Source organism: Leyella stercorea (assembly GCF_021531355.1).
Classification (GTDB): Bacteria; Bacteroidota; Bacteroidia; order Bacteroidales; family Bacteroidaceae; genus Prevotella.
This window is the reverse complement of record NZ_JADYTS010000025.1, coordinates 20,300-38,647: the sequence shown is the minus strand read 5'-3', so window position 1 is coordinate 38,647 and position 18,348 is coordinate 20,300. Positions and strand designations below refer to the sequence as shown.

The 18,348-nt window shown below is 44.9% G+C and carries 13 protein-coding genes; 7 read left to right on the top strand and 6 right to left on the bottom strand.

The window, feature by feature from the left end; genetic code table 11:
* Window positions 1-211 precede the first annotated feature (211 nt).
* The 3 genes from hisC to hisG form a co-directional block, all read right to left on the bottom strand.
* Window positions 212-1,249, bottom strand: coding sequence for a histidinol-phosphate transaminase (gene hisC, locus I6E38_RS07270; RefSeq protein ID WP_235393337.1), 1,038 nt, complete (start codon window positions 1,247-1,249; stop codon window positions 212-214).
* A gap of 4 nt (window positions 1,250-1,253) precedes the next feature.
* A complete protein-coding gene (gene hisD / locus I6E38_RS07265; protein WP_235393336.1) occupies window positions 1,254-2,546 on the bottom strand; it encodes a histidinol dehydrogenase in 1,293 nt (430 codons plus the stop codon).
* Window positions 2,547-2,608: 62 nt separating this feature from the next.
* Window positions 2,609-3,460 (bottom strand): ATP phosphoribosyltransferase, encoded by an 852-nt coding sequence (hisG, locus tag I6E38_RS07260; protein WP_235393335.1) that lies wholly within the window; start codon window positions 3,458-3,460, stop codon window positions 2,609-2,611.
* 108 nt (window positions 3,461-3,568) lie between these two features.
* Here hisG and I6E38_RS07255 point away from each other — a divergent pair, with 108 nt between their 5' ends.
* The 7 genes from I6E38_RS07255 (at window position 3,569) to I6E38_RS07225 (ending at window position 11,036) form a co-directional block, all read left to right on the top strand.
* Window positions 3,569-4,762 (top strand): transglycosylase SLT domain-containing protein, encoded by a 1,194-nt coding sequence (locus tag I6E38_RS07255; protein ID WP_294934597.1) that lies wholly within the window; start codon window positions 3,569-3,571, stop codon window positions 4,760-4,762.
* Window positions 4,763-4,919: 157 nt separating this feature from the next.
* Window positions 4,920-5,741: a 3-methyl-2-oxobutanoate hydroxymethyltransferase gene (gene panB / locus I6E38_RS07250; RefSeq protein WP_235393333.1), complete on the top strand. Its 822-nt coding sequence runs from the start codon at window positions 4,920-4,922 to the stop codon at window positions 5,739-5,741.
* A gap of 32 nt (window positions 5,742-5,773) precedes the next feature.
* Window positions 5,774-6,937, top strand: coding sequence for an MFS transporter (locus tag I6E38_RS07245; protein ID WP_235393332.1), 1,164 nt, complete (start codon window positions 5,774-5,776; stop codon window positions 6,935-6,937).
* Window positions 6,938-6,996: 59 nt separating this feature from the next.
* Window positions 6,997-7,329, top strand: coding sequence for a cupin domain-containing protein (locus I6E38_RS07240; RefSeq protein ID WP_235393331.1), 333 nt, complete (start codon window positions 6,997-6,999; stop codon window positions 7,327-7,329).
* Between the two features lie 21 nt (window positions 7,330-7,350).
* Window positions 7,351-8,721 carry an MATE family efflux transporter gene (locus I6E38_RS07235; protein WP_235393330.1) on the top strand — a complete coding sequence of 457 codons (1,371 nt, stop codon included), beginning with the start codon at window positions 7,351-7,353 and terminating at the stop codon, window positions 8,719-8,721.
* Between the two features lie 184 nt (window positions 8,722-8,905).
* A complete protein-coding gene (locus I6E38_RS07230) occupies window positions 8,906-9,196 on the top strand; it encodes an HU family DNA-binding protein (protein WP_235393329.1) in 291 nt (96 codons plus the stop codon).
* 265 nt (window positions 9,197-9,461) lie between these two features.
* Complete coding sequence (locus tag I6E38_RS07225) at window positions 9,462-11,036, top strand: Rne/Rng family ribonuclease (RefSeq protein ID WP_235393328.1); 1,575 nt, start codon at window positions 9,462-9,464, stop codon at window positions 11,034-11,036.
* Window positions 11,037-11,196: 160 nt separating this feature from the next.
* Here I6E38_RS07225 and I6E38_RS15440 read toward each other — a convergent pair whose 3' ends face one another.
* The 3 genes from I6E38_RS15440 to I6E38_RS07210 all read right to left on the bottom strand — a co-directional run bounded on the left by I6E38_RS15440 (window position 11,197) and on the right by I6E38_RS07210 (window position 18,318).
* Window positions 11,197-15,591 (bottom strand): translocation/assembly module TamB domain-containing protein, encoded by a 4,395-nt coding sequence (locus I6E38_RS15440; protein ID WP_235393327.1) that lies wholly within the window; start codon window positions 15,589-15,591, stop codon window positions 11,197-11,199.
* 178 nt (window positions 15,592-15,769) lie between these two features.
* Window positions 15,770-16,930: a galactokinase gene (galK, locus tag I6E38_RS07215; RefSeq protein WP_235393326.1), complete on the bottom strand. Its 1,161-nt coding sequence runs from the start codon at window positions 16,928-16,930 to the stop codon at window positions 15,770-15,772.
* A gap of 86 nt (window positions 16,931-17,016) precedes the next feature.
* Window positions 17,017-18,318 (bottom strand): MFS transporter, encoded by a 1,302-nt coding sequence (locus I6E38_RS07210; RefSeq protein ID WP_235393325.1) that lies wholly within the window; start codon window positions 18,316-18,318, stop codon window positions 17,017-17,019.
* Window positions 18,319-18,348 lie beyond the last annotated feature (30 nt).

Below are 18,348 nucleotides of genomic sequence, written 5' to 3'. Positions count from 1 at the left end.
CATATACAAAGCTGTTTTTCTAATGGCGGTCATTAGAAAAAGCTTCTTGTCATTTTCTAATGACCGATTTGGGATAAAACAAAAACTCGTTATACATCCAGATTGGGAGAATGTACAACGAGTTTTTAGTTATTTATAACCAAAGTATTAGAAAGTTTTAGCTTTATCTTTACATTTTCATACAAGCCAATATTTTCTATCAATATATCCTTTATAAATATTGCCTCAATGCAGCCAACAATTCATTATTCTCCTTCTTAGACCCTACAGTTATGCGCAGACAGTTATGGCAGAGCTGCACATTGTTGCGATTGCGCACAACTATGCCTTTGTCGATGAGGTAGTTGTAGATATGGGGAGCATCGCTCACCTTGGCGAGGAAAAAATTGGCATCGGTGGGATAAACCTTCTCACAAATGGGTAGCTGACCGAAAGCCACTACCATTCGTTCACGCTCCACAACAATGGTACGCACCCACTTCTCCACCTCAAACGCATCCGAAAGGCGCTGAACGGCAAAATTCTGGGTAAGCTCGTTGACATTATAAGGATACTTCACCTTGCTAAACAGATCGATTATATCCTTGCTTGCAAACGCCATACCAAGACGAATGGCAGCACATCCCCAAGCCTTGCTCATAGTGTTGAGTACAATTAGATTGGGAAACTCAGCCAATCGCGTACGCCATGCACGAGCCTTGTTGAAGTCAGAATAAGCCTCGTCAACTACAACAATACCACCAAACGTAGTGAGTATCTTCTCTATCTCGACAGCATTCAGGAGATTGCCCGTAGGATTGTTGGGAGAACATATCCATATTATCTTCGAGCGGTCGTCGCAAGCGGAGAGCATAGCATCGGCTGAAATCTGAAAGTTATCGTCAAGCAGTACCTTGCGATACTCCACGTCGTTGACATCGGCACAAACCTTATACATACCGTATGTAGGCTCCATGGCCACCACGTTGTCGATGCCTGGACGACAGAAACATCTGTAAGCAAGGTCGATGGTCTCGTCACTACCGTTGCCCAGACACATATTCTCGGACGCAACACCCTTTACACGCGCCAGCTTCTCCTTCACCTTCATCTGCAGAGGGTCGGGATAACGATTGAATGGCGAGTTGTAAGGACTCTCGTTGGCATCGAGAAACACATGGGCATCTCTACCCTTGAATTCGTCACGAGCGCAGCTATATGGTGCCAGACCCAGAATGTTGGGTCTGACAAGTTCACTAAGATTTTTCATATTGCTAATGAGTAGAGTTCAGTTTGGCCATGCGCACACTCATGGCATTGCGATGAGCGTCAAGATGTTCGGCAGCAGCCATCACCTCCACAGTGCGACCTATAGAGCGGATGCCCTCGGCGCTTAAGTGCTGGAACGTCACCTTACGCATGAAGCTGTCAATATTCACACCATTGTAAGCCGTAGCATATCCGTGTGTGGGCAATGTGTGGTTGGTTCCGCTGGCATAGTCGCCTGCACTCTCGCAGGCATACTCGCCAAGGAATACGCTACCGGCATTCACCACCCTTTCAGCCAGACGCTCATAGTCGGCTGTGGCTATAATGAGGTGTTCGGGAGCGTATGCGTTGCTCAGGTCTATTGCCTCATCGGTATTCTGCACAAGCACAGCCTTACTGTTTTCTAGCGTCTTCATTGCTATCTCTCGACGCGGCAACTTGGCAAGCTGCAGCTCTATCTGCTGCTGTACAGAGTCAATCTTCTCCTCCGATGTACTGATAAGCAGCACCTGCGAATCGATGCCATGTTCAGCTTGCGAAAGAAGATCGGCTGCCACAAACTCTGCATTGCTCTCAGCATCGGCTATTACGCAGACCTCCGACGGACCTGCCGGCATATCTATTGCCACCTCATGAAGCGACACATGCTGTTTGGCAGCCATAACATACTGGTTGCCTGGGCCGAATATCTTGTACACCTTGGGCACAGACTGCGTACCGTATGCCATTGCACCGATAGCCTGCACACCACCTATCTTGAACACCTTTTCTACGCCCACCACATCTGCGGCAGCCAGGATTGCAGGGTTCACCTTGCCATCGGCCATAGGAGGTGTGCAGAGCACTATCTCGCTACAACCAGCTATCTTGGCTGGAGTGGCAAGCATCAGAACTGTGGAGAAAAGCGGAGCCGTGCCGCCCGGTATATACAATCCCACACGCTCTATGGGCAGTTGCTTCTGCCAACACACCACGCCTGGTGCAGTCTCAACTTTGCAGACCGACATGAGTTGGGCCTTATGAAACTTATAGATATTGTCATGGGCAAGCTTTATGGCTTCAAGTAGTTCGCAGTCAATACTAGCCATTGCCTCAGCCTTCTCCTCTTCGCTTACCATCAGTTCGCCAAGTACAGCATGGTCGAACTTGGCCTCATACTCCTTTACAGCTTCGTCGCCTCTAAGTCGCACATCGTCGAGAATGCCCGACACAGCGCTATTGAGACTCGAAACGTCAAGATGCGGACGCAGACAAATGTCCGCCCATTCCGAACTATCGGGATTATTATATACCTTCATATTCTATATACGTCTAATTCAATATAAGTATAAAAACATCAAAATCTTCTACAGAAAATCTTCTACAGAATCATTTTCTCAATAGGCGTAACAAGTATGCCCTGAGCACCCAAATCCTTAAGTTTGGCAATAATCGACCAGAAACGCTTCTCGTCGAGCACGGTATGTACAGAACACCATCCATCTTCGGCAAGAGGAATTACCGTAGGGCTCTTTATGCCAGGCAACACCTTTATTATTTCGGGCACACTCGCTTTAGGAGCGTTCATCATCACATACTTCTTGTCCTGAGCAGAGCGTACTGCCGAGAAGCGGAACAGCATTTCGTTGAGTATCTGATGCTTCTCGTCGTCGAGATTCCAGTTGCCTACAAGCAATGCCTCACTATGAGTGACGATTTCCACCTCTCGCAGATTATTGCTCACAAGCGTACTGCCCGAGCTTACGATGTCGAAGATTCCATCAGCAAGACCGATACCCGGGCTAATCTCCACACTACCAGTAATTACGTGAATATCAGCACTTATGCCATTTTGACGCAAGTATTTGCTTAAGATGTTAGGATAAGAAGTGGCAATACGCTTGCCGTTGAACCATTGAGGTCCGGTATAGTTAACCTCCTTAGAAATGGCGAGCGACAGACGACACTTGCTGAATCCAAGACGAGACAATATCTGAACATTCTCACCACGCTCCTGATACTCGTTCTCGCCTACTATACCTATGTCGGCAACGCCAGAAGCCACACTCTGCGGAATGTCATCGTCGCGCAGGAAAAGAACCTCAAGCGGAAAGTTGGACGCCTGTACTAAAAGTGTGCGCTTGCTCGAACTCACCTTGATGTCGGCTTCAGCAAGCAGATTCATGGTATCGTCATACAGACGACCCTTCGATTGGACTGCAATTCTTAACATACTCTGAAAAAATTATATTTCTTACCTTAAAGTGTCGCAAAAGTAACTTATTTTTAGGTATTATGCAAAAATTATTGTACTTTTGTAAGCAAAATAGACGTATATTCTATGCAATTACAATATTTATACATTATTTTAGTCGCAATATGCATTTGCGGATGCAGCGAGAAAAAAAACAAGGAGATGACTCCATGGGGCGAACCTATCGATGACGACACCACAGCCATCAGTTCCAATCTTTCAATGGACGACATGATGCAGAACGGCGAACTGATTATGCTTACCATGACCGGTCCAGACACTTATTTCGACTATCATGGACGTGGCATGGGCACACAGTTTCTGCTATGCGAGAAGTTTGCCCAACACATAGGCGTATCGCTCAGAGTAGAGGTATGCAAGAGCGTAGAAGAAATGCTCAGACGACTTAAGGACGGCGAGGCCGACATCATTGCCTATCAGATGCCGAAAGCCACAAAAGGAACCATACCATGCGGATATGCCGTAGACTCGCTCAAGACATCGTGGCTGACCAGCAAGGACTCCAAAGAACTTGCCGACTCAATAAATAACTGGTACACACCGAAACTTATTGCACAAATACAGAACGAGGAGCGTCTCAGATACTCTACGCAGAGCATCCACCGACACACTTATGCTCCAATGCTCAACGCCAAGTCGGGCATTATTTCGCAATACGACCATCTTTTCATAAAGTATTCGCCCATAGCACGATGGGACTGGCGACTGCTTGCCGCCCAATGCTATCAGGAATCTTGCTTCGACCCCAAGGCATACTCATGGGCAGGAGCTTGCGGATTGATGCAGATAATGCCGTCTACAGCAGCCCAACTCGGACTGCCAATGTCTAAGATTTACGACCCCGAAGAAAACATTTATGCTTCAGCACGTTACATTAATAAGCTAAACTCTTCCTTTCAAGATGTAAGAGACCCATTAGAGCGCCAGTCGTTCGTACTCGGTAGCTACAACGGAGGCTCGCTACACATACGCGATGCTATGGCATTGGCAAGAAAATACGGCAAAAACCAATACAAATGGGCTGACGTGGCAGAGTTTGTGTTGAAACTAAGCACGCCACAATACTACAACGACCCTGTAGTGAAGTACGGATATATGCGCGGACACGAAACCGTGACATACGTGGCGCGCATTCACGACCGATGGCGCCAGTATCGCGGAGCAGCTCGTGGTAGCGGCGCTACACAATTTCTACCTGACATAACACCCGGCGGCGACACTCCGCACAAGGCATCAAGAAAACATAGGTTTAAATTATAGTATTTGCTAGAAAAATAGGGTCTACCCACTTTAATATGGGATAAACCTTTGCCCGATTAATAAAAAAGATGTAATTTTGTACATCGTTTAAAACAAATTATACATAAAAGCGCCACAAGCCAAGCTGTGGCAACATAGTGAAACAAACAAAAATAACATGTCTGGATATTTAAGCACAAGCAAGAAGAAGATTACAGCCCCCCTGTTTTTTGAGATGAAACGCAACGGCGAGAAGATAAGTTGGCTAACCGCTTACGACTACACTTCAGCATCGATAATTGACGCTGGCGGAGTGGACGCAATTCTTGTAGGCGACTCGGCTTCTAACGTAATGGATGGCAATATGACAACCCTGCCCATAACCGTCGACGAAATGATTTACCACGCACGCTCGGTAGCACGCGCCGTAAACCATGCTCTCGTAATATGTGACATGCCATTCGGCAGCTACCAAGTGTCGGAAGAGGACGGACTGCGCAACGCAATACGCATAATGAAGGAAACGGGCGTTGACGCCGTGAAGATAGAAGGCGGAGCTGAGATTGCACCGATGATAAATCGAATGGTAGACGCAGGAATCCCAGTTAGCGGACATTTAGGACTGACACCTCAAAGTGTACATAAATTCGGAGGCTACGGACTGCGAGCCAAAGACGATGCCGAAGCTGAGAAGCTCATATCCGATGCCAAGGCACTCGATGAAGCCGGATGCTTCTGTATTGTGCTTGAGAAAGTTCCAGCTGCACTCGCACAGAAGGTGACTGAAAGCGTAAGCTGTGCCACTATAGGCATTGGCGCAGGAAACTGTTGCGACGGACAGGTGCTTGTTTATGCTGACATGCTCGGCATGAATCCAAGCTTCAGGCCAAAGTTTGTAAGAAAATACGCTGATCTGTACAACGTCATGACTTCTGCCATAGCACAGTATGTCAACGACGTCAAGTCGACTGACTTCCCTAACGAAACTGAATCATATTAATGGACAATACGTGCACGCCGACATACCACAGAATGTGGAACCGCGATTTCACACTACTCATAATAGCCGAGTTGCTGCTGTGTGTAGCCTGTTACATGACAATACCATTCTTGCCATGCAGACTATACTGGAATAACTATGTAGATGCCGAATGGGCATGTCTGACAATGGGAGCCTTCGTTGCAGGTATAGGTATATCTGGATTTTTCGGCAGCTGGCTCATACAACGCTACCGCCGCAACAAGGTATTTTTGATATCCACATTCTGCCTAAGCGCTACAATCCTCGCCATGACAACATTCGACGTATCGGCCAACAAACACATCGACACCACTCAGAAAACGTGGCTAATGGCGGCGTGCATATGGGGAGGATTTGTGTTTGGTCATGCCAAGCGCGTTCTCTCATGTACATTACTTATTGATAAGACTGAGTCTTGCCACCGAACAGAAGCTAACTATGCCGCAATATGGATATCGCGACTTGCTGTAACTGCAGGGCCAATAGCATACATACTAATACGACAGGAACTGCAAAGCACTGTCTATTACGCTATCGGAGCGACAATGGCTCTTGTCGCAGCAATATTAGTAATGATGGTAAAATTCCCATTCCGGGCACCCGAAGAAGGCACTCACGTACTTTCAATCGACCGTTTCTTCCTACCACAAGGATGGAACGTAGCTATCGTTATCACACTAATGAGCACTGCACTGGGAATTGTAATGGCCACACACATGAGCATCGAGTTCCTTTCAGCAATAGCCATAGGATTTGTCATAGCCATAATCCTGCTGAGATACAAGGCTGTACGTACAGGTAAGTTCACATCGGCCATAGGCAATGTCTGTATTCTTGTGGCAATAGCAGCAATGGCTATGCACAATGGAATACTCGACGATACGCTCAAACCTATGATAATGGGCTTGGGTTACGGCATGACTTGCTCTGAACAGTTCTACAAACTGCTCGACCACAGCAGCCATTGCCAGCGAAGCACTGTAGAAAGCACATATTTCATGGCAAGCGACGGAGGCCTATTTATAGGCATAGCCATAGGATGGGCAGGCGAATACGGACTGGGAAGCCAGGCTGCATATGGTGCACATTTGGCACTCATTCTGTTTACCGTTGCCACATTGACGTGCTCTGCCAACGCCATCATAAAGAAAGGCCATAAGGACTATCATGCATAACACTAGTGTGTCACACTACTGTCGGCATACAAAAATACATAATAAAAGGAGGAAATATCATGATTATCAATTTCAAGGAGATTGAAGCCAAACACGTCGATGGCTTCAAGGGTGGCGAAGGTAACTTCATAACCAAACTCGCTGACGATGGAAAGGTGAAGATTATGCTCAACATGCTACCGTCAGGAAGTTCAATAGGCACTCATACACACATAGGCAACTGCGAGGTGATGTACATATTAAAAGGTGAAATAACATTTGTGTACGACGGAAAGGAAGAGACAGCACACGCTGGCGACATACACTACTGTCCGTGCGACCACACCCACAGAGCCGAGAACCGCAGTAGTGAGGATGCTGAGTTCTTTGCTATTGTACCTGAGACGAAATAGAGACTCATATTTTGCATAAATATGGATAAATTGCAAAAGATGGCTAAATCCAATGAAATAGACATGCTTCACGGACCGCTGTTCATGAAGATACTGATGTTCTCGCTACCACTTGCAGCAAGCAGCGTCCTGCAGCAGATTTTTAACTCGGTTGACGTGGCTGTTGTCGGACACTTTGCTAGCAAGCAGGCTTTAGCTGCAGTAGGAAGCAACGGTCCGGTAATAAGCCTGCTCATCAATCTATTTATTGGCGTGTCTATGGGAGCCAATGTGATAATATCCAACCACATCGGTCAAAACGATGCCGACGGCATACGAGAGTCAATCAGGACTATCGAGATGGTGTCGGTGTTGAGCGGAATCATTTTGATGGTCATTGGAATTGCAACAGCTAGACCCATACTCACACTAATGGGCACTCCTGACGACGTGCTTCCAATGGCCATCAGCTATCTACAGATCTATTTCCTAAGCATCCCTTTCTTTCTAATTTTTAATTTCGGAGCAGCAATCCTGCGCAGCATGGGTGATACCAGACGCCCCTTGTACATTCTTGTAGTAGCAGGAGTAGCCAATGCCATGCTAAATCTTTTCTTTGTAATAGTTTTGAAAATGGGCGTGGAAGGTGTAGCCATAGCTACGGGCATTGCAAATGCAATAAGCGCCCTGCTAATCATACTTCTGCTGCAAAAGGAGAACGAGCCATACAGAATACACATTAAAGAAGCTAAATTACACTGGACCGAACTGAGAAGAATGCTGATAATAGGCATTCCTGCCGGACTGCAAGGTATGGTGTTCTCCATATCAAACGTGTTGCTACAATCTGCAATAAACAGCCATGGTGCCGATGCCATTGCAGGGTCAGCAGCAGCATTAAATTTCGAATACTATTGCTATTTCGTGATATGTGCATTCAATGGAGCCGCAATAACATTCATCGGACAGAACTTTGGAGCAGGAAACAAAGAGCGCGTGAAACGCATATTCTGGATATGCATGGGAATGAGCTTGTTGTGCTGTGGCGCCCTAAATGGAATATTTACCTGGCAGCACAAATTCTTCCTGTCATTCTTCAGTAATGATGCCAACGTGCAGGTTTACGGAAAAATCCGCATGGAGATAGTATTGGCTTGCCAATTTATAGCCAGTAGCTATGAAATATCAGCCTCTGCTTTGCGTGGTATGGGCAAGTCGATGCAACCGACAATACTAACTGTGTTTGGAACCTGTCTGCTTCGCATCATATGGGTATACGCAGTATGCCCTGTATGGACTAGCTTCAACACGATAATGCTTGTTTATCCCGTATCATGGGTAGCTACAGGCACAATGGTGAGCCTAGCGTTTTATCTCACGGCAAGAAAACAGCTGTCTTCAAGCGCTATATAAAACCTATAACCACTACCTTATTTGGTTAATGACATGAAAACAAATGAGTTCTGACAATGAATATAGCGTTCGATGGCAAAAAAGTAGGCAATAAATTTTCATATCACACGAAAAACTCGTATCTTTGCACGTCCTTAGAGTAAAAGGGCTTGATTATAAGTAGAATAAATATATATACATTCAAATGACTAAAGCAGATATCATTAACAAAATTGCTGAAAGCACGGGATTACAAAAGAAAGACGTCTCAGTTGTCGTAGAAAGTTTCATGGAGAACATTAAGGACAGCTTGTTGTCAAACAAGGAGAATGTTTACCTGCGTGGATTTGGAAGTTTTATCGTTAAGCATCGTGCTGCAAAAACAGCTCGCAATATATTGAAGAAGACAACTATGAAAATTGGCGCACATGACCAGCCAAGCTTCAAACCAGCCAAGTGCTTTATTGAGGAGATGAAGAAAGCAACAATGGAATAAGAATAAACATTATTCAAAATAATATATTAACAATAAAAATTTAAAGCTATGCCAAACGGAAAGAAAAAAAAGGGACACAAGATGGCTACTCACAAACGTAAAAAAAGATTACGTAAGAACAGACATAAGAGCAAGTAAACAAGCCTGCCCATAAAGGGTCAGTTCCAGAAAATGGGGGCGCGTCAATCACAATGCATACGCAGTGGCTTTGGCGCGCCCCCCAAGTTTTATAGTATTGTTACCTAAATTATAAACAAAAAGAGAAATGACTAGCGAAGTTGTAATTGACGTCCAACAGAAAGAGATATCTATAGCACTGCTTGAAGACAAGCGACTTGTGGAATATCAGACAGAACCACGCTCTGCCTCTTTCTCTGTTGGTAACATTTATATTGCAAAAGTTAAGAAACTAATGCCCGGACTGAATGCCAGTTTCGTGGACGTAGGTTACGAACGTGACGCTTTTCTCCATTATCTTGATTTAGGCAATCAATTCAATTCTTACGAGAAATATCTCAAGCAAGTACAGAGCGACCGAAAAAAACTCTATCCTTTTGCCAAAGCCACACGACTTCCAGATCTTAAAAAAGAAGGAAGTGTACAAAACACATTAAATGTTGGTGAAGAGGTTTTGGTCCAAATCGTTAAAGAACCGATATCCACCAAAGGACCACGTTTGACTGGTGAACTCAGTTTCGCAGGTCGTTATCTTGTACTTATGCCATTCGGCGACAAGGTTTCTGTATCATCAAAAATTAAAAGCGGTGAAGAGCGCGCACGTCTAAAACAACTCATCAACAGCATAAAACCAAAAAATTGCGGAGTAATTGTACGCACAGTTGCTGAAGGAAAGCGTGTTGCTGAACTTGACGCAGAATTAAAAATACTCACCAAGCGGTGGGAGGACGCACTCATAAAGGTGCAGAAAACACAGAAGCGACCACAACTGATATTCGAAGAGACCGGACGCGCCGTAGCAATGCTACGCGACTTATTCAACCCCACATACGAAAACATTTACGTCAATGACGAGGATGTTTTTCATGAAGTAAAACACTATGTATCACTCATCGCCCCTGAGAAAGCCAACATAGTGAAATTATATACAGGCACAGTTCCTATCTTCGATAATTTTAATGTTACTAAACAGATTAAGTCAAGCTTTGGTAAGACAGTTAACTATAAACATGGCGCTTATTTGATTATAGAACATACAGAAGCCCTGCACGTTGTCGATGTAAATAGTGGCAACCGATCACACTCTGACAACGGTCAAGAAGCCAATGCTCTTGATGTGAACCTTGGTGCTGCCGACGAATTGGCAAGACAGTTGCGATTGCGTGACATGGGAGGCATTATCGTTGTCGACTTCATCGACATGAATCTGGCTGAAGACCGTCAACTTCTCTACGAACGCATGTGCAAGAATATGCAGAAAGACAGAGCTCGCCACAACATTTTGCCATTAAGCAAATTCGGCTTGATGCAGATTACACGCCAGCGTGTACGTCCAGCAATGGATGTAAATGTAGAGGAGGTCTGCCCCACATGTTTCGGAAAAGGAAAGATTAAGTCGAGCATTATTTTTACAGATCAGCTTGAGAGTAAGATTGACAGACTTGTCAAGAAGATTGGAGTTAAGACATTCTATCTGCACGTTCATCCCTATGTAGCGGCATACATCAACAAGGGAATATGGTCGCTAAAAAGAAAATGGCAGCTAAGATATGGTCTTGGTGTTCACATTGTTCCTTCACAGAAACTCGCTTTCCTGCAGTATGAATTCTACGACAGCAAGCGACAGTTTATTGATATGAAGGAAGAGATTGAAACCAAATAGTTCCATCATCAATACTACAGAATATAATAAAGCCCTGGATTTAAATCATCCAGGGCTTTATTGTTTGTATATGAGCTGCAAGCCGAAAACCTTCGTATCATGCCATGATACGACCATTTCAAGACACGCAACATGTCTTTATATCACTATCCTGACATCGTTATTTCGCCTCCTTTGTCCTACTATTGCGCTTTCTCCAGAAGAACAAGTCAGAGATACGCTTGAAGTCCTTCTTCATTATTATACCCAAGCCTTGAGTATTAAGGCTGTTGCGCGTGAAGTAGCGGTCATTTGTCTTGTTGTAGACATTAATGGCAAGGTTGCCATTGGGGAAGAGCAGATACTTGATGTCGAAGTCGCCAATGAAACTGGTTGTGGCATTATCGTTGTCACGATAGCCGAACTGACCGTTTATGAGCAGACGGTTGTTAAGCAGACGACCCGAAAGCAATCCTTCGTATTCAGCATTATTGAAGCCCTCAGTTCCAGTAGAAATATTGGCACCGAAATTCCAGTTGTTGTTATTAATCACATTGCTCAATACGGTATTTATCTGCTGACTTATAGTACCGCTAAGGAAACTCTGCATTGCAAGCGAAGTCTGGCTGTACTGCGGCGTACTGCCATCAGCATTGTTGTTGTTCTGAGCATAGAAGCGTCCTACGGCAAGCAGATACAACACCTGTTGCTTCTTCTCCTCCTCAGCATTGAGCAGACTATACACCATCTGCTTCACATCATTGCTAAGCGACGGCATGTCAAGATCAAAGTCCACCTTAGGTGCATATGGATTGCCCGTTATGTTCATCACACAGTTGACACGAACATTATTGTTAGTGAACGACCTGCCTATATTAAGGTCGGCAAGGCTCACGCTGTTCAACACATACTGTGCCTTAAGGTCGAGCACAGCGTTGTACGGATCACCGCCAAACGCTATGGTGCCTCCCTTGACAAAGTCGAAGTCTTTCTTCAGAATATTCTGAATTGTCAGCTTATACACGCCATGGTCGACAGTATAGTTGCCAAACATCTGGAATGCGCCCTTATTGAAATACGAGGCTCTGAGCATTCCGTCACCATTGAGTGTAATGTAGTCGCCGGTCTGCTGGTCCATCAGCAACTTCAAGGTTACGTCAGGATTGCAGTTGATAAGGAAGTTCAGACGAATGTTGGTAGAGATATCATCCGTTTCCGTCTTCTTCTCATCATTTGCTACATAAGAGGAGTCGGAAACAACATTGTTCTTCTTGCTCCATTTGACAAAATCATTAGACCCGATAGACCCTTGATCGCTAACATTGTACACCAATATACTGTTCTTCTCAGGCGTGCCTTCTACATCTATTACCACTTCACCGCTCCTGCCCTTAATGCTACAGTCGCCAGTAATATAAGCTGTACCATAGAAGGTATTGTCGCCGAATGTCTTAGTATCATAAGCCAGAAGATTCCGCGCTTTTATATTAAGGTCATACGACAGGTTGGTAAGGTGCTGATGGTGAAGGCTTCCGGTAAGTATGCCGGTGTTGCCGTTATGGTCGTATATTATATTGCCATTGAATATTATCTCATCAGGAATGAAAGTCACAGAGTCGCCACGTAGCCAGTATGTGGTATTGAGGGCTGTCATACGCATAGAACCGTTCACAGCAGCCTTTCCTACAAGGTTGATGTTACTCAGAGGTCCTACAACGTTCACCTTGCCATTTATGTCGGCATCAACGTTGTCCATAAACGAGCCGCAGAAACTTTCCATAAATTCAGCACGTGTGCGATGTGCGTCAATGCCAAGGTCGATGTAGTTGTGCTTGGGCGATACATAGCCGTTTATGTCTGTATGACGGCCGTCTTCGTCCTGTGCCACAGCATCTATATTGATGCGCCCCTCGTCAAAGTCGTAGTCTACATTGGCAAACAGCGTACCCATACGTCCTGATTCAAACTTAAACTCTTTGACCTTAAGGTTGGCAGCCAACTGAGGTTTGCCGCTGAACACTCCTGCCACACGGGCATTACCCGAAGCCATACCGAAGAAGTCGACCGAATGAAAGTTGACAAGATTAAGTACATAGCTCACATCTATGTCATTGAGCGTTACAAGCAATGAATCTTCATAGCTCTTCGTCGCTGCTCCATCAATCGCTAGTTTCTGATTGTCATGGCTTATAGAGAAGCCGTTCACCTCCAAATGGTTCTTGCTATACACTATAGTAGACGGAGCTACATGCCACGTTGTGTCGCCAATAGTGGCACGCGAATGCAGAACATCTACATAAGCAGTCGACACACCATCATCGTTCTTGGCGAATACTGTACTGGCATTTATAACTCCCTTAAGCGGGTGACGTTCGTTGTTGCCGAAACTGAGCGACGTATTCAAATGGTTGTCTGAAGCACCTGCACTAAGATGCAGAGACATGTATTTGCCTTTGTCGGCAAGTTTCATAATACGTATATCCGCCTTTAGGGTGTCACTCGGCGACTCGATGTTAATAAAAGCATCGCTGAAACGATGGCCGTCGTATGCAAACGATGGCACGTCACACCACAGGTCAATCTTCTCTTGCTTGTCGTTCAGCTCACCGCTGATGTTAAGCGGACGATTGATTTCAAGCGGAATGCCGAGCAGATGCTTCATCCAATCAGTATTTGATATGGAAGCATTTATTGTAAAATCATTATATTCCTTCTGTGGCTGGCGTGTCAGTCCGGGGATTGTAGGCAACTTGGCAGCCACCATATTCAATACGCTGCGGGCAATAGTGTTGTAATTGAAATGTCCGTTAATATTCACCTGTCCAAAGTCGCTGTCAAGGTTGAGATAGTGGTTCTCGCCCTCAAATCCAGTCTTTACAGTTACATTACGCAACCCATACTCGCTTTGCGACGACAGCATAGAGAAGTCACTTATCTCCACGGTTCCGTCTGCATCATTAACGTTGCTGCCCTTTATGTCGCAGACAATATTGGCAGCAAATGCTGTCGACTGCCACTTCGGTGTGAGATGCAACGCATTAGGAGCAAAACGGCCTACTGCCACATTAGCCTTCAGCAGCGGAGTCTTTCCTGCAATGTTCAGCAATCCTGAAGCCGATATTTGCGCATTAGGATCGTCAATGTCTATTTTTCCGTCTACTACCTTATGGCGATAGGAAGCATCAATATTGATGTCATGATATTTATATCCGTTATAGTCAAAGTTATAGACACAACCAGTAGCAGCCATATTGTCTTCCGACTGTCCATGTAGGTTGAGATTGGCAGAGAGATGACCGAGCTTGTTGTCATCAGCCAGTTTGCCAACATTAAAATCTACTGTCTCTACATGCCCGATGATATTGTTCTTGCGTTTGTCTACAGCAAGTCTTATACTGCCGAGCGAAGTAGAGACACGAACATTGGCAGCCAACTTGTTGCTACCGCCTCCTACATAACCTGTCATACTGACATCACCTGTACGTGTAAGTATAGCAGGTACTTCCTTACCAGTCGCAGTTGACACAAAAGAAGCTATGGCAGCATGATTGGCAGAAAATTGGTTTACATTGGCATACCAAGCAGCATCAGCAGGATAGTTCTTTATTCCACCGTCAACCAACAGATGCAAATCGCCATTGTCTGTACCAAGTTCCAATCGTGTCACATTTAATGAAGAGCCCGTACCATAGAAATCAGCTGCGAGCATCATACGTTGTTTAATACCAGAAAGTTTCGGCACAAAGCCAGCAAAATCTGCAAGACTGATTTTTGGGGCATTTATGCTGCCTTTGAATTGTATAGTAGGAATTTCTATCTTGCCGTTCTTCTTGCTGTAAGAACATGTAATATTTTCCGATTGCACAAGTGTAGATGGTAACTCAATCATGAAATTGCTGATGCTTGCTCCATTAGGACCATATACGGCATGCAACGAAAGCGACTTCAATCTGAATCCGCATCGCTCGTCAAATGCTATACGCTTCACCTTCACATTGAGCGAGTCGTCAGTTATACGGTTCACAATAATATGAGCGCTGATATTACTGACATCAATATTGTCGGACGAGAACTTATGCGAATTTGTTGCACGCGAAAGCACACGATAGCGCACAGCACCATTGCGAATTATAAGCGAGTTGATTTGCAAGTCGAGCGGAGTCTTCTGCCTGGTAGTGTCCTTTGATGCAAGCGAATCCACTACAAATTGGAAATTAGGCTTTGATTCTACCGTTGCCTTATAAAGATTTGCCTGCAGACCGAAGAACTGTGCTGACGTAACGTCAATCTGACCCTTGGTAAGTGCCAGAAGATTTATCTTAACCGATATTCGCGATACACGAAGCATCTGCTTACCTTGCTGGTCCTGCATCTCGGAATCGTCAATGATAAGTCGGTTGGCAAAACCCAGGTCTACCCTACCTACACTCACACGAGTGCCGAATTTGTCGCATAGGGCATCAGCTACACATTTTCCAATGTACGTCTGTACGAAGGGTATGTGCAGCATGACAATTACAGAAGCGTAGAGACCTATCAAGGTCCATATCGTTATATTTATTATGCGTTTGAACACGTGAAAATCCTATAGTTTGTTCTTAGTCAAATATATTTACAAAATTACAGAAAATCATTGAATTTGGCAAATAAAAGATTTGAAAACAAACAATATAAAAATCCCCCTATTTGCCCAAAAGACAAACAGAGGGATAAATATGGTTTAGCCATTGAGGCCGTTCGACCTCTTAGACCAATTAGCAAACCTTGTGTGAACCGTCGCTGATAACAACGTCAATCACCTTAGGCACCTTGCCATACTTGGCAGAATACTTAGCCTTGGCGTCAGCAATGAACTGATCGTAAAGTTCCTCCTTAACGAGATTGATAGTGCAGCCACCGAAGCCACCGCCCATGATACGGCTACCAGTTACACCGTTTTCCTTGGCAATATCGTTGAGGAAGTCGAGTTCCTCGCAAGAAACCTCATACTCCTTGCTCAGACCCTCATGAGTCTCATACATCTTCTTGCCTACAGTCTCATAATCGCCAGCGTTGAGTGCATCGCATACTGCAAGTACACGGTCCTTCTCACCGAGTACGAAGTGAGCACGCTTGTAATCTTCTTCGCCTACTTCTGCCTTTACATCCTCAAGCTGCTCCCATGTGCAGTCACGCAGAGTATCGAACTTAGACTCAGGATGCTTTGCAGCTATGTGCTTAACAACATTCTCGCAAGAGTTGCGGCGGTCGTTATAAGGCGAACCTGCAAGTTCGTGCTTAACACAAGAGTTGAGCAATACGAGCTTATAGCCTACCGGACGGAACGGGAAGTATTCAAACTCACGGCTGTTGCAGTCGAGACGCATGAGGCAACCCTCTTTACCGAATACACTTGCAAACTGGTCCATGATACCGCAGTTAACACCACAGTAGTTGTGCTCTGTAGCCTGACCTGCAAGAACCATATCCCATTTGCTCACCTTGTTATCACCAAACAAGTCGTTCAATGCAAAGGCGAAGCAGCTCTCAAGAGCAGCCGATGAAGACATACCGGCACCCAGAGGCACATCACCTGCAAATGCTGTGTTGAAGCCCTTAACGTCAACACCAAGCTTGCGCATTTCCTGCACTACACCATAGATGTAGCGAGCCCAGCTTGCACGCGGTCCCTTAGGATCGTCAACCTTAAACTCTACACGGTCCTTAAGGTCGATAGAGTAACACATAATTGTGTTAGTACCATTAGGACGAAGCTCAGCCATGATACCCTTATCTACTGCACCAGGAAATACAAAACCACCATTATAGTCGGTGTGCTCACCAATGAGGTTTATACGACCTGGTGACTGATAAATATTTCCAGTCTTACCGTCAAAATGCTTGATAAAGCGGCTTCTTACAAATTCAATATCCATAATCAATAGTGTTTTTAGTTAATATTTAGATTAAAAAAAGGCCTGCCATCAAGACGAATGCCTCGAAACGCAAGCCCATTTTATATTTATTCTACAGGAATGTCTGTATTTACGTTCTTTGAGCCCCAAAGTGCGAAATAGAAGATATATGCTGCACTAAGCAATACAACGATGAAGCTGGTGATATAGCTGTGAGTAAAGTCAACAACCTTAGCCTGAATACCGATCATTACAGCAAAACCTACAACCATCATCATGAATGCGCCAGAAGCCTTTGCTGTGTACTTGCCAAGACCCTCTGTTGCAAGGTTGAAGATGCCACCCCACATTACTGAAGCACACAAACCGATGAGAAGGAAAGCGAAGATACCTGCCGGAACCTCACCCCATACAAAGCTCATAGTTGTATAGTCAATACCAGGACATCTAACTGTCATAGATGTAGGAAGAACCATACCCACAGCAACAAGAACCATAGCTACAAAGCTTACAGTTGCAATCATTGCCTTAGGCGATACCTTACCACCAATTACGCCACCAACGAAACGGCCGATGAGCATAAAGATAAAGTAAACAGCAGCAAGAGTACCGCAATAACCTGCATCCATACCCATACCTGGGTTAACAGCATCCTTTGCAGAAGTAAGATATCCAAGTATATAAGTAGGAGGGCCTACCTCTACTGCACCATAAACAGCAATAGCAAGCATTCCCAACTTGAAGTGACGGAATGAATAGCAGCTATACTTGTCGTTCACATCCTTTACAGTATTGCTTGAAACATGCTGAGGCTCCTGAATCTTGGTGAAGAAGATTACAACAAGAGCAAAGATGAAGATGGCAAGAGCGATGAAAAGTGCAGGAGCAGCATCGGCAACCTTAGCCTTCGATGCGTCGCCGATAAGGCTACCCATAAGCATGTATACACATACAGCAGCTGCTGAGTTGAATACACCACCAATCTGGATAAGCTGGTTACCTGTACTACCACCACCACCGAGAAGGTTAAGCATCGGGTTTACTACTGTATTAAGCATACACATGCAAAGACCCGAGATGAAAGCACCGATAAGGTAAACAACGAAGCCCATTGAACCGCTGACCCACTGGATAAGCAGACCGATAACACCTACTACGAGAGCAGCAAGGGCTGTCTTCTTATAACCAATCTTGTCGATAAGCAGACCGGCAGGAACACCCATAAGAAGGTAAGCGCCAAAGTTGCCATAGTTGCCAACCTGTGCCAAACTCTCAGGCACCTGGAAAGCATTTTTCAATATGATAGCCATTGGCGAACAGAGGTTTGTCACAAAGGCAATCATTGCAAAGAGAAATATCATTGCAAAAATAGCAATAATACTGCCTTGTTTTTTTGTGGAATTTTCCATTGTTTTGTTTGTTGTTTTAGTTATGTTACG